The following is a 13005-nucleotide window of genomic DNA, read 5'->3' as shown; positions in this document are numbered from 1 at the left end:
CAACCCTCATCGCCAACGCCCGATGCATCCTGCCCGCCCATTGCCGCCGCTCCTGTCGCTACGCGCTTTCGAAGCCGCCGCGAGGCGCCTGAGTTTCAGTCATGCGGCTCAGGAACTCTTCGTGACACAAAGCGCTATCAGCCACCAGATCCAGAAACTGGAAGCCGACCTGGGTGTTGCGTTGTTCGAGCGGCGCACGCGCGCCATCGAGCTCACGCCGCAGGGCCGGGCGTACTACGAGAAGGTGCACGCGGCGTTCGAACTGCTGCGGGCCGGCACCAGCGAGGTGCGCGTCCATGCCGGTGAGCGGGCCACGTTGACGGTCGGGATACTGGCTTCGTTTGCAACGCGCTGGCTGGCGCCGCGATTGCATGCTTTCTCGGCCGCCCATGACGGTATCGACCTGCAGTTACGACCCGAGATCGCGCTGGCCGACGTGTCCGGCGGCGAGGTCGACGTGGCGATCCGTTACGGCCGTGGTGGCTGGCCGGGCGTACGTTCGCAGCAGCTCATGGCCGAACGTCTGTCGCTGGTCTGCATCCCGTCCCTTGTCAGCGGCAGGAACCGCCCGCGCAAACCGCAGGATCTGCTGCGCTTCCCGCTTCTGGCTTCGTATTCGAAACATTCCTTCGAGTGGGAAGTCTGGGCGCATCAGTTCGGGCTGGACCTTAGCCGGGCGCAGCATGTCCAGCTGCACGACTACAACATCGTGGTGGAAGCGGCGCTGGCCGGGCAGGGCATCGCGATGGGCCGTCACCGGCTGATCGGCCAGCAACTGGCGAGCAAAGCCCTGGTCGAGGCGCTGCCCGACGCGGTGCTGGACGACCCCCGCATCGGCTGGTGGCTCGTCACGCCGAAGGGAACGTTGAGCGACGCGGCATCCGCGTTCCGCGCGTGGATCATGCAGGCAGCCGCGCAGGACGTACTGGACGCTACGCATTAGTTTCACTCATGCATGGCGTGCAAGAATTGATTGGTCACGCGGGAGCCGCGCCAATAGGATTGGGTTTCCCTTACGATCGGATGCCTCTGACATGACCTCTTCAATCTCCGCACGTGTCGCCGAGCTCGGCCTGACGCTCGAAGCCGCTGCCGCGCCCGCCGCCAATTACGTGCCATTCGTGCAGGAAGGAAATCTCCTCTTCATATCCGGCCAGATTTCGCGCAAGGACGGACAGGCGGCCTACCTCGGCCGCCTGGGCGACAAGCTCACGGACGATCAAGGCATCGAGGCGGCGCGCCTCGCGGCGCTGGGGGTCCTGTCGCAGATTGCGGCGGCCACCGGGGACCGGTTGGACCGTGTGGCGCGTGTCGTTCGCCTAGGGGTGTTCGTCGCCAGCACGCCGGACTTCAATCGTCATAGTGCCGTTGCCAACGGCGCATCCGACCTGATCGTCGACGTGTTCGGCGCTGCCGGCCGCCATGCGCGCAGCGCGGTCGGCGTCGCGTCGCTGCCGGCCGGCGTGGCCGTTGAAGTCGAAGCTATTATCTCCCTTACACCAGCGTGACCCTCCCACACGTCATTGGAACAACCATGCCTTCTCCTCTCTCGCTTGCCGACGTGGACGCGTTGCGCGCCCGCACGCCGGGTGCTCAGACCACCACGCATTTCAATCACGCGGGCGCCTCGCTGCCGTCCTCAGCCACACTGGAGGCGATACATGCCCAGCTTTGGCTCGAAGCCACGACAGGGCCGATGGAGGCCGGCGTAAAGGGACGTGAGCAGAGTGAGCGCGCGCGCCTGCTGGCGGCTCGGCTGCTGAACGCCCGGCCGGCGGAGATCGCGCTGACCGCGGGCAACTCGGCGGGCTGGGGTGCCGCATTCGCGGCATTGGGCGCCTGGCGGCCCGGCGATCGCATTCTGGTCGGGCGTCATGAGTGGGGTGGCAATCTGGCGGCCATGCGTCTCTCGGCGCAGCGCAGCGGGGCGACGATCGAGGTCATCCCGTCCGATTCCAGTGGCGCCGTGGATCCGCAGGCGCTGGAGGCGATGCTCGATGATCGTGTGCGCCTGATCGCGCTGACCTGGATGCCCGCGAACGGCGGACTGATCAATCCGGCGGCGGCGATCGGGCAGGTCGCGCGCCGCTACGGCATCCCCTACTTCATCGATGCCGCCCAGGCGCTTGGGCAGCTTCCTGTCGACGTCGCCGCCGTGGGTTGCGACGTGCTGAGCGGCGTGTGCCGCAAGGCGCTGCGCGGCCCCCGAGGCACCGGCCTGCTCTTTGTGCGCGAGGACTTTCTACCCCGCCTGACGCCGGCATTCGTCGACACGCGATCCGCGCCGCTGGGCGCCGACGGCGAACCCGTCTTGCGGGACGACGCGGCGCGCCTGGAGTTATCGGAAGCCTCGCTGGCATTGCATTGCGGATTGGCCAACGCGCTGGAAGAGGCACTGGAGATCGGCATTGAAAACATTCGTGCGCGGATCGACAGCATTGCTCAGGCTTTGCGTGTGCAACTCGCCGCGATTCCCGGCGTGACCGTTCTGGATCAGGGCCGGGAACAGTCCGGGCTGGTGGCATTCAACGTAGCGGGTCTGGAGCCTCTGTCGGTGCAACGCCAACTGGCGGATCAGGGCATTACGATCGGCAGTAACGGCGTCGGCTACACGCCCCTGGATATGGAGCCCAGAGGACTCAAGCAGATCGCGCGTGCGTCGGTCAGCTATCTGACAACGGAGTCGGAGATCGGCAGATTGCTGGACGGAATACGGGCACTCGAACCCCAGTAGGCGATCCGTGCTTTCCGTTGTCTATGCCCGGTGAGTCATTCTCAGACTAACCTTGAGTTTCCTATGCTGGCACGCTAAATTGCGGCTCGCGGAGCATTGCGACAACCCGTCGGGGACGTTGTGCAGCACCCGGTTTGTAACGTGTTCGTAAGGAATACTGATGTCGGATCGGCATGCCGGCGAAGAGATCGATTCGGGCGAACGATCGTCTGAACGTGGTGAAGCTTGGCTGACGGGATGGGTCGCTCTGGGACTCGCGGGCCTGCTCGGCATCCTGAGTCTTTTGAGAACCCTGCCTGTCGATCTGCGCTGGAGCGCGGTTCTGGCGAGCGCGTGCCTGAACGTGTTCGTTGTCGCGATATGGCCGCCATCGAGGGCACGCGCGCCACGTGATCCAGCCCAGGGATCGGGCTGGAAGCGGAGCGTAAGTTTCATCAGGCGACTGGTTTGGCAGGACGCCGAAGCACCGCTCCTGAATCTCGCAGCGGGCGCTTTTCACTGGCAGCCGTGGGGCGTGGCTATTGGCAACTGTCTTTCCGTGGCGATCGCCGCGACGGCGTTGCAGCCCCTGCCGCCCGCGGCGCTTATTCACGCGATGGTTTCATCGTCCTTCGTGATCGTTAGCGGTGCAGCCGCGCTCACGCTTGCTTTTCTCACGCTCGTCGCCGAACGGTTCTACGCACAGGATGCGGAGCAATCCCGTGCTTCGCTGTCGGCCTCGCTCGCCGGCGTGTTGCGCGTGGTGGTGGCGTGCGCGCTTGCTGCGGCGCTGTCGGCGGCGTGGCTCGTCTACCTGCATACGGCGCTCGATTGGCTGGTGCATCTCGCGGCGGTGTTCACGGCTGCGATTGCCGTCGAGATGATGATCCGCGCCGTGCTTCTCTGGTTCTTCACACCGCGCTCCGGCACAGATGCCGCGCGCGTGCCGTCGAGCATTATCGCGGGCATGCTGCGTTTCCGCCGTTCGTCGCTCTCGTCGATCGGTGCCGGGTTGCATGACCGCTACGGTATCGATCTGCGCCAGAACTGGGTGCTGCGCAGCTTTGTGCGGCTGTTGCCGGTCACCGTCGTGGCGATGGTGGCGTGTGCGTGGCTGTTGACCTCCGTCGTCGTGTTGGGGCCGTCCCAGCGCGCGGTGTACGAACGGTTCGGTGCGCCGGTGGCGGTTTGGCCGCCGGGGCTTCACTTCGGCATGCCCTGGCCTTTCGGCAAGGCACGTCTCGTCGATAACGGCGCGGTGCATCAGATCATCGTGTCGGGCGGCGCCGACGACAGCAGCGTGGCGGCGCCGTCCACGTCCGCCGACGGCCCGGCGTCCGAACAGCTGAATCGTCTCTGGGACGTCCCGCATCCATGGGACACGAGCCAGGTGATCGCGGGCGCTACCGGCGAGCAGCAGAGCTTTCAGATCGTCAACGCCGACGTGCGGCTCGACTACCGCGAAGGTTTGAGCGATGCGGCGGCGCGTGCGGCACTCTACCGGTCGGTCGATCCGGAGAGCACGGTCCGCTCGATCGCCAATCGCGAGGTGGTGCATTACCTCGCGTCGCATACGCTGCAGGCTTTGCTCGAGACGAGTCAAACCGCCATGGCCGAGAGCGTGCGCGATGCCGTTCAGCGGCAACTCGACCAGCTTGCCAGTGGCATCGAAGTCGTGGCCGTGGTGATCGAAAGCGTGCATCCGCCATCGGGGGCAGCCGCGGCCTATCACGACGTGCAGGCCGCGCAGATTCGTGCGCAGGCGAGTGTTGCCGGGGCGCACGGCTTTGCTGCGGGATTGCTCGGCTATGCGCAGCAACAGGCCGAGGCAAGCGTCACGCAGGCGAGCGCGCGGGCGGCCGACACGATGGCGGCGGCGCGTGTGCAGCAGATCAACTTCGAAGCCGACACGGTGGCGTACCGGCTCGGCGGCCCGGCTTTCCCCTTCGAGTACTACCTGAGCAAGTTGCAGCAAGGCTTGCAGAACGCGCACATCACGGTGATCGACGACCGGCTGACAGCCGAGCGCCGGGCAACCATCGACCTGCGCTCGTTCACCGCGGGCGATCTCACCGGCATTCCTCATGGTAATTGACGCCCGGGCCACGGCGTGCACGTGCCGTACACGCGTTGGACAGGCAAGCACGCCCAAGGCCGGCACAGCTGTTTTTAAGGTGACGATATGAGTTTGTTCCATTCGCATGCAGGCGGTCACGATCACGCGCATCACCACCATCACCACGATGGCGGCAATGCGCGGGCCGCGCGCGGCGGGCCGTTCTATGGCCGGGTTCTGCTTGCCTTGCTTTGCGTGGCCGTGGCGATCGCGGTGGCGAGTTTCATCTCCGTGCGCGCGGGTGAAGCTTCGGTGATCACGCGCTTCGGACAACCCGTGCGCGTGCTGCTCGAACCGGGTCTCGCGTGGCGTCTGCCGGCGCCGATCGAAGCGGTGGTGCCGGTCGACCTGCGCCTGCATACGACCTCGAGCGGCTTGCAGGACGTCGGCACGCGTGACGGCTTGCGGATCATCGTGCAGGCGTATGTGGCGTGGCGCGTCGCGGCGGACCCGAACGACGTGCGCCGTTTCGTTCGGGCCGTGGGCAACCAGCCCGACGAGGCCGCACAGCAAATCCGTTCCTTGCTCGGCTCGTCGCTGCAAACTACGTCGGCGGGGTTCGACCTCGCGTCGCTGGTCAACACGGATCCATCCAAAGTGCGCATCGCCGCGTTTGAATACGCCTTGCGCAGTCAGATCGACGCTCAGTTGTACTCGGCTTACGGCGTCCATGTCGTGCAGGTGGGACTGGAGCGTCTGACGCTGCCGGCCGTGACGCTCGCGGCCACCGTTAGCCGGATGAGCGCCGAGCGCGAGACGGTGGCCGCGCAGCGTACGGCCGACGGCAATCGCGAGGCTGCGCAGATCCGTTCGGATGCGAACCGCGATGCCCGGCTTGCCGTTGCCGATGCGAATGTGAAAGCCGCGCAGATCGAGGCGCAGTCGCGCAAGGATGCCGCCGAAATCTATGGCGCCACTTACGCGGGCAATCCGCGGCTCTACACGATGTTGCGCTCGCTCGACACCCTCGACGCGGTGGTGAGCGCCAATACGAATCTGATCCTGCGCACCGATGCGGCGCCGTTCCAGGCCCTGGTGCAGGGCCCCACGGCACTGGGCCCCGAGTCGTTGCCGCAGCCCGGCGCCGGCTCGGCGTCCGCGTCGAAAAAAAGCAGGTCCGCGCGATGAGCACGGACGCCGGCTTGCCGCCGCTCGGCCCGGGCGCCCAGGCGGTACGACTCTCGTTCTGGTTTATCGCCGTGCTGGTCGTGCTCGCTGCCTGCGCGTGGGCCGGTTCGAACATCCGCCGGATTCCGCCGGATAGCCGGGCGGTTGTGATGCGGTTCGGCTCGTTCGTGCGTACCCAGGATGCGGGCCTCCTGATTGCCTGGCCGCGCCCGTTCGAGTCGACCTTGCTGGTGCCCGGCAGTGCCCGGGTTCTGGAGCAAAGCATTCAGTCGCTCGAACGTGATCCACGTGCGCGCGCCGCGGATATGAATGTGCCGGAGGCACCACCGCCGGCTCAAGGATCGGCCGGAAGCGGACCCGGACCCGGGGTCGTGATCGGGCCGGAGGATGGGCCAGCCGGCCCACCGCTCGCGCCGGACAACGCGGCCAGCCCCGACGCGGCGGCGCCCGTTGCGCAGTTGCCCGATGCGCTGGCCGGCTCCGGTTATGTGCTGACCGGCGACAACGGCGTGTTGCAGTTGCGCGCCACGCTGTACTACCGGGTCGTCGATCTTTATGCCTACGTCCTGCAGAAAGACCGGCTTGCGGCGGCGCTCGAGCGGATCGTGTCAGCTTCCGCGGTCAGCGTGGTGGCCCAGCGCGATCTGGATGCGATTCTGGTCGCGCGGCCCGAGTTGTTGTCGGCGGATCAGCAGGTCGCGATAAAGCGTGAGCGTTTGCGGGGCGATCTCGCCCAGGAAGTCGAACGCCACCTGCGCGCGCTCGAATCGCAACATGCGGGACTCGGCGTGGAAGTCGCGCGTGTCGACGTCGAGGTGGCGTTTCCGGCCGCTGCCGTGGGTGCGTTCAATTCGGTGCTGACGTCGTTGCAGGTGGCCGAGCGCAGCATGGCCGAAGCGCGCACGTCTGCGGAAAAGACACGCCAGGACGCCCAACAGGATGCCGACCGGATCGTTCAGAACGCCCAGGCGAGCGCCGTTGAGCGTGTCGCCACCGCGCAGGCCAAAACCATGACCATTCAGCAACTGGAAGTGCCGCTTCGCACCAACAGCGATCCTGGACTTCTCGCGCGCGTGTATCGGGATCGTGTTCAGTCGGTGCTCTCGAAAGCGGGCAGCGTGACGACCGTCGGCGCGCACGACACGTCGAATCTGATCCTGCCGGGAAATGCGCGATGAGCACCGGAGTCGAGCACACAACGCACCCAGGCGGGCACGCTCACTCGCATGGCGCGCACGCGCACGAAGCGAACGGCGTTGCGCAGGGGCACGCGATTGTTTTATCGGCGTCCGAGCAACGAGGCGTCACGCGGCAAGTCGCGCTTGCGTTGCTGGCCGGTGGGCTGCTGATCCTCTCGACGGCATGGCACTACTTTGCCCCGGCAGATGAAGCGCTTGCGCAGGTCCTGGCAGGCCTCGCTTCGCTGGTCGTTGCCGGGCCGGTGTTCGCCGGCGCATGGCATAGCCTCAAGTCACCGAGTCTGCATGGTGTGACTGACCGGCTGATCGCACTCGCCATGCTGGCGGCATGGGCGGTGGGCGACATGGCGACGGCCGCGTTGTTGCCGATCGTCATGACGTTCGGGCATGCACTCGAAGAGCGTAGCGTGCTCGGATCGCAGGAGGCGATCCGGGCGCTCGGCAGGCTGACTTCGGGCAAGGTGCGGCGCGTGAAGGCGGACGGTGCGATCGAAGAAGTGCCGTATGACGCGGTGCGCGCGGGCGATCACATCGAAGTCGTCGCCGGTGCGCGGATTCCTGCCGACGGCATCGTGCAGCATGGCGATTCCAGCGTCGACAATGGGCCGATTACCGGCGAATCGGTGCCGCTCGATGTCGAGCCGGGCTCGACCGTATTCGGTGGCGCGATGAATCTCGACGGCCCGCTGCGTATCGAAGTCACGCTCGCGGGCAAGCAGTCGACGCTCGGCAGGATCATCGAGTTGATGCAGCGTGCCGAGCAGGCGAAGCCGCCGATTACACAGATGCTCGAACGCTACATGGGCGGTTACTTGTGCCTCGTCCTGCTGATCGCGGCGATCGTGTGGTTCGTCTCGGCGAATGCGTCGGCGATGCTGGCGGTGATTGTCGCGGCGTGTCCGTGCGCGCTGGTGCTCGCCGCGCCGTCCACGGCCATTGCCGGCATCGCGGTCGGTGCGCGCCACGGCATCCTGTTCAGAAGCGCCGCGTTTCTCGACAAGTTTGCGCAGATCGATTCGCTGGTGATCGACAAGACCGGTACGTTGACCTACGGCGAATTGCGTGTCGAAGACGTGATGCTGGAACCCGGCGCCGACGCGGCACAGGTGCTCGAACTGGCGGCGCGGCTGGGCGGCAGCAGTGCGCATCCGGTGAGCCGCGCGCTGCTGCGTTACGCGACTGAAGCCGGACCGGCCGGATTCGAACGGGAGCCGTTCGAACACGCACGTGAACTACGCGGGCTGGGTGTGCTCGCAGAGACGCCGGACGGTGTCGCGGTACTGGGCCGCTTCGGCTTGCTCGCGCAATACGTGCAGGGTTTGCCGGAACCGCGCCGCGAGATCGAAGGACCTTGTGTGGGTCTTGCGTTGAACGGCCGGTTGCTCGCGTGGTTCGGCTTTGCCGACGCACTGCGTGCGGAAGCCACGGAGGCGCTGGCTGAGTTGCGGGAGCTTGGGCTGACGCGCCAGACGCTACTGACCGGAGACCGCGAGCCGGTGGCGCGCAAACTGGCGGCGCAGACCGGCATTGGCGTGGTCGTCGCGCAGGCGCTGCCGCACGACAAGCTCGATTACGTCGTGCGGGAAATGGCGGGCGGCTATCATCCGCTCGTGGTGGGCGACGGCCTGAACGACGTGCTCGCCATCAAGGCCGGCCCCACCAGCATTGCGATGGGCGAACGGGGCATCGACATTGCGGTGGCATCGGCCGACGTCGTGCTGCTCGGCGACGACTTGCGCCGTATCCCGACGTGTGTGCGCCTCGGGCGGCGCTGCCTGCACACCGCGGCGGTCAATGCCGCGATCGGATTGGCGTGGACCGTCGCGGTGATCGCGCTGGCCGCGACCGGCGTGCTGAGCGCCGTGTGGGTCGCGCTTTTGCATAACCTGGGCACGTTCATCGTGATAGCAAATGCGGGCCGGCTGCTGCGCATGGACGACAACCGTCGTTCTGAACAACCCTGAATGAAGAAGAACGAGGTTCCGTATGCAGCAGGCGAAAAATAGCATGACGCTGATCGACGAATTTTTGCCTCGTTACGATTTCCGCGAGCGGCACAGCGCGCTTATACAAGCGCCGGCAGGCATTATTCTGGATTGCGCCAGCCGCCAGCGGGCGCAGGATGATCCGCTGATACGACTGGCGATTCGGCTGCGCGAGTTGCCGTCGCGACTCATGAAACAGTCACAGAGACCACCACTGGATCTCGACGATTTCACTTTTCTGGGTCGCGACGCAGACCGCGGGCTGGCGTTCGGGCTGATCGGCGCCTTCTGGCAAGCGGATTACGGTTTGCTCGAGATTGACTCGCCCGAAGCGTTCAAGGCAACCGTCAGAACGGATGTCTGCCACCTGGTCATGGATTTCAATGTGGACGCCACCGCGTCCGGCGCATCCATGCTCAGTACGGAGACACGCGTGTTCTGTCCAAGCCCGGCAGTACGCCGCCGATTTGCGCCGTACTGGTTTGTCATCCGCCCCGTCAGCGGGCTCATCCGGCAGCGTACGCTCGCCAGGATCCGGCGCGAGGCGGAAAGCCTTGCCGCCGGCAGGTGAGGCCTGTCAGCTTCAGGTTTCTACACTGACCTGGCTGTCCGAACGATCGAAGCTCTCCCGGCTAGCCAGGGCGGCGCGTCCTCGAACGAACTGAAGCGTCGTTTCGGCAACGCGCCCGCCGAGATAACGTGCGGTGGCAAGATCGGATTCGGGCGGCGCGGTATCCGGGCCTTGATCGGTATTCGATTGCGCGCCTGCGCCCAGCCAGAAACCCAGACGATTGAGCTCCTCTGGCGAGCCCTTGCTTGAATTATTCGCGGGCGGCAAGCCAAGGTTGACCCAGTGCATGCCGTGCTGGGCGGCAAACAGCGAGATCTGGATCAGCGTGGCCAGCTTGTCTCCGGCGTGCGCGCCCGAGTTTGTGAATCCGGCCGCGATTTTGTCCTTCCATAGAAAACCCCTGGTCATGACCGCATTCGACGTGGCTTCCTCGAAGATTTTGAATTCGGCCGACACTCCGGCCATATAGGTCGGCGCGCCGAAAATGATCGCGTCGGCCCCAGTCAATTCATCCCAGCGCGCGGGCGCCTCTTCGCAGGGAACAAGAATTCCGCGCGCTCCGGCAGTGCGGTCGACGCCTTCTTTCACGGCCGCGGCCTGTCGTGCCGTATGCCCATATGCGCTGTGAAAAACAATCGCGACGCTTGTACTCGACATGCATTTCTCCTCAAAGTGAATTTCGATTTCCGGGTTCGCCTGGTTTCGCCTGGTCTTGCGCTTAACGTCGCGCCGGGTCCGGTTACAGCTCGACGAGCACCACCCCTGTGAGCTTTCCCGCACAAGCCTCCTGCAATGCCTTGGGCGCATTGTCGAGGCCGCAAAAGCGCGTGGAGGGGAGGCAGATCGCGCCTTCGTGCTGCCATTCGCCGAGGTGTTGCATCCATTCCGCAAACGCACCGGCGTCGTCTTCGCACGCGCTATAGCCGCGCAGCGTGATGCCTTTGATCGGGAGTTGAAACGAATCGATCTCGGCCGGCGCGATAGCGCTGGCGCCTTCGGCATTCAACTCGGCGATGAGGGCGCCCAGGATCACGAAGCGCGCGCCTTCTCGCGCCAGTGCGACCGCGGCCGTCAGCTGCTCGCCGCCAACCATGTCGACGAACACGTCGATACCGTCCGGCGCGGCTTCCGCCAGTTGCGCGACGAAGGGCCGGCCGTCGCGGACGATCACCGCGTCGTAGCCGAGTTCATGCCTCATCCACTCAGCCTTGCCTGGCGAGCCCGTGCTGCCGATCACTCGCCCGGCGCCGAGCCTGCGCGCGATCTGTCCCGCCATCGAGCCGATCGCACCCGCGCCGCTGGAAACGAATACGGTGTCGCCGGGAGTGATGTGCGTGCCGCGGGTCAATGCGGCATACGCGGTCCAGCCGTGACCGAGGTACGCGGCCGGATCGAGGCGCTCGGACGGCAACACCGTGCATTGACGCGCATCGGCCACCGCATAGTCGCGCCAACCCAGCGAATGCATGACAGTCTCGCCGACTCGCAATCCGGATTCGGGTGTCGCGGCGATCACCTCGCCGATCGCCCCATCCGCGAGGGTGTCGCCCGGTTTGAGCGCGGGAAATGGAATACCTTTGATTTCTTTGGCGTCGCGGCTGGCCATTAAGCGCGTCGACACGGAGATGCGAAACCACTTGTTGCGCAGCAGCACCTGGTGGGGCGCCAACGAAGGCAAGGGCGTTTCGGTAAGCATGAAATCCGTCGAGCGCAGCTTGCCTTCCGGATGAGCGGCGAGTTTGACTTGTTGCGAAACACGGGGCATTAGCTCCATGTCGGACTCCTTTTACGGGGGAAAAGCAGTGGCACGGCGCGCCACACTTTGATTACGCGGGTATATTTGAATTTTTGCGTGGAACCATGGCTATGGCTACTCGCTTTTCCGCACCCCCTCGAGCGGCACGCAGAGCACCTCGGCAGCAGCGTTCGCGGGCCACCGTCGATGCGCTCGTCCAGGCGGGCGCTCACGTTTTAGCCGCGCGCGGCTGGACGAAGTTCACGACAAATGAAGTGGCTCGAGTGGCCGGTGCGAGCATCGGATCGTTGTATCAATACTTTCCCGACAAGCTGGCGCTGGCCGAAGCGATCCGCACGCGCCATCTCGACGAGGTACTCGCCGTGTTGCCCAATCCGGCTGAGCGCGGCGACGCCACTCGGCTCGAGACGCGGGTGGCCCAGGTGATCGACGGCATCATCACGATCCATCTGGATAGTCAACGGCTGCATTGCGTGCTGCTGGACGAAGTCCCACTCGCGGCGCGGGCAAGCGGCGATGCGTTCGAGGTGGAATATCTGCGGCGTTACCACGCGTTGATTCAACCCGGCGCGGAACAACCCGGCACCCCGGGCGATGCAATCGCGGCCCAGGTTCTTGCTTCGGCTGTCGAGGGCGTGGTCCATGCGGCCGCGTTGCGCGGTGAGCTCGGCACGCAGGAGATGCGGCGGGAGCTCAATGGTTTTGTTTGTGCCTACCTGCGTGAGCGCTCACGTTGATCTTCAACCGATCCGCGTGAGCTTCTCTGAGTTTCACTGTTACTGCTTTGGATCGGCCGGGTAAATAAGCATTACGCGTCAATCTTTTGTGGAACCGGATTGACTTGCGGGCGGCGTACCGTGTGCCACGTTGCTACCCAAGACGTGAGCACCGTCCGCGTGGAGAGTCGGGCTGCTCCGTCAATGTGGCCCGTGACTTTGTGCATCGATTTAACATCGGTGTGCTGGATCGCTGACATGCGTATCGGATATCCTTACTGCCGCAATGAATGGTGCGGAGCCGGGACACGACGCTTACGACCACATATAAAGAACTACGGGGCAACCATGCTACGCCACGAGACATCGAGTTTCCGACGCGCTTTCGCCGGCATCACGCTGGCCGCGATTTCCAGTTTGATAAGCGGTTGCAGTGACGGCATCTCCGATGTCGACGCCGCGTTCGTTACGGCGGGGATACCGTCACAATTCCAATCCCTGCGGATGTACGGCTCGGCCCCGGAAAATACGGTTGTGGGCAGCAGTAACGCTCGTGGGGCAGGCCGGCTTCACCAGGCGTGCCAGGCGATCGTCCGCGGCGGGGGGCGCGATGTGCGCGAGACGGTGATTCTCGAGGATGAGCCGGGCACAAACTTCGATCTGGAAGTGACCCGCACCGCCGACGGATTGAACGTCACGTCGGATGGACTCACGCCGCTGAGCTCAGATCCCGTCGGTTTCCGCACGCGCTTCACTCGCTGCGTGAATGCGATCCGGGACAAATATGCAGCCGAACCGGAAAAGGCGCCTTTCAGCTAGGC

12 protein-coding genes are annotated in these 13005 nt (G+C 65.1%); 10 read left to right on the top strand and 2 right to left on the bottom strand.

Translation table 11 applies throughout. The features are described 5' to 3' along the window. The first annotated feature begins 22 nt into the window (after nucleotides 1-22). The 8 genes from gcvA to BCY88_RS02210 all read left to right on the top strand — a co-directional run bounded on the left by gcvA (nucleotide 23) and on the right by BCY88_RS02210 (nucleotide 9712). Complete coding sequence (gcvA, locus tag BCY88_RS02245; protein ID WP_120342783.1) at nucleotides 23-943, top strand: transcriptional regulator GcvA; 921 nt, start codon at nucleotides 23-25, stop codon at nucleotides 941-943. Between the two features lie 91 nt (nucleotides 944-1034). Beyond that, nucleotides 1035-1508 (top strand): RidA family protein, encoded by a 474-nt coding sequence (locus BCY88_RS02240; protein ID WP_120342623.1) that lies wholly within the window; start codon nucleotides 1035-1037, stop codon nucleotides 1506-1508. A 26-nt stretch (nucleotides 1509-1534) separates the two neighbouring features. Then, nucleotides 1535-2734 carry an aminotransferase class V-fold PLP-dependent enzyme gene (locus BCY88_RS02235; protein WP_120342622.1) on the top strand — a complete coding sequence of 400 codons (1200 nt, stop codon included), beginning with the start codon at nucleotides 1535-1537 and terminating at the stop codon, nucleotides 2732-2734. A 160-nt stretch (nucleotides 2735-2894) separates the two neighbouring features. Continuing rightward, entirely contained in the window at nucleotides 2895-4808 is a 1914-nt protein-coding gene (gene hflK, locus BCY88_RS02230) for a protease modulator HflK (RefSeq protein ID WP_120342621.1), read from the top strand. A gap of 87 nt (nucleotides 4809-4895) precedes the next feature. Beyond that, nucleotides 4896-5957, top strand: coding sequence for a protease modulator HflC (gene hflC / locus BCY88_RS02225; RefSeq protein WP_120342620.1), 1062 nt, complete (start codon nucleotides 4896-4898; stop codon nucleotides 5955-5957). After that, the gene (locus tag BCY88_RS02220) at nucleotides 5954-7135 is read left to right on the top strand and encodes an SPFH domain-containing protein (protein WP_120342619.1); all 1182 of its coding nucleotides are present in this window, start codon (nucleotides 5954-5956) and stop codon (nucleotides 7133-7135) included. The genes hflC and BCY88_RS02220 overlap by 4 nt, the downstream gene beginning before the upstream one ends. Next, nucleotides 7132-9120, top strand: coding sequence for a heavy metal translocating P-type ATPase (locus BCY88_RS02215; protein ID WP_120342618.1), 1989 nt, complete (start codon nucleotides 7132-7134; stop codon nucleotides 9118-9120). The genes BCY88_RS02220 and BCY88_RS02215 overlap by 4 nt, the downstream gene beginning before the upstream one ends. 22 nt (nucleotides 9121-9142) lie before the next feature. Then, nucleotides 9143-9712, top strand: a complete 570-nt coding sequence (locus BCY88_RS02210; RefSeq protein ID WP_120342617.1) for a hypothetical protein — start codon at nucleotides 9143-9145, stop codon at nucleotides 9710-9712. Nucleotides 9713-9724: 12 nt separating this feature from the next. Here the strand turns inward: BCY88_RS02210 and BCY88_RS02205 are convergent, their stop codons facing one another. After that, nucleotides 9725-10369: a flavodoxin family protein gene (locus tag BCY88_RS02205; protein ID WP_120342616.1), complete on the bottom strand. Its 645-nt coding sequence runs from the start codon at nucleotides 10367-10369 to the stop codon at nucleotides 9725-9727. Nucleotides 10370-10451: 82 nt separating this feature from the next. Further along, nucleotides 10452-11486, bottom strand: coding sequence for an MDR family NADP-dependent oxidoreductase (locus BCY88_RS02200; RefSeq protein WP_220669642.1), 1035 nt, complete (start codon nucleotides 11484-11486; stop codon nucleotides 10452-10454). Between the two features lie 86 nt (nucleotides 11487-11572). Between BCY88_RS02200 and BCY88_RS02195 the strand changes: the two genes are divergently transcribed. Together BCY88_RS02195 and BCY88_RS39510 are read left to right on the top strand one after the other, a co-directional pair. After that, nucleotides 11573-12205: a TetR/AcrR family transcriptional regulator gene (locus BCY88_RS02195; RefSeq protein ID WP_310796099.1), complete on the top strand. Its 633-nt coding sequence runs from the start codon at nucleotides 11573-11575 to the stop codon at nucleotides 12203-12205. 327 nt (nucleotides 12206-12532) lie between these two features. Next, nucleotides 12533-13003: a hypothetical protein gene (locus tag BCY88_RS39510; protein WP_147408491.1), complete on the top strand. Its 471-nt coding sequence runs from the start codon at nucleotides 12533-12535 to the stop codon at nucleotides 13001-13003. The last annotated feature ends 2 nt before the right edge of the window (nucleotides 13004-13005 follow it).

Origin of the sequence: Paraburkholderia fungorum, assembly GCF_003610895.1 — a bacterium.
Classification (GTDB): domain Bacteria; phylum Pseudomonadota; class Gammaproteobacteria; order Burkholderiales; family Burkholderiaceae; genus Paraburkholderia; species Paraburkholderia fungorum_B.
Note: the sequence above shows the minus strand (reverse complement) of the source record. Positions and strands in the feature narration are given on the sequence as shown.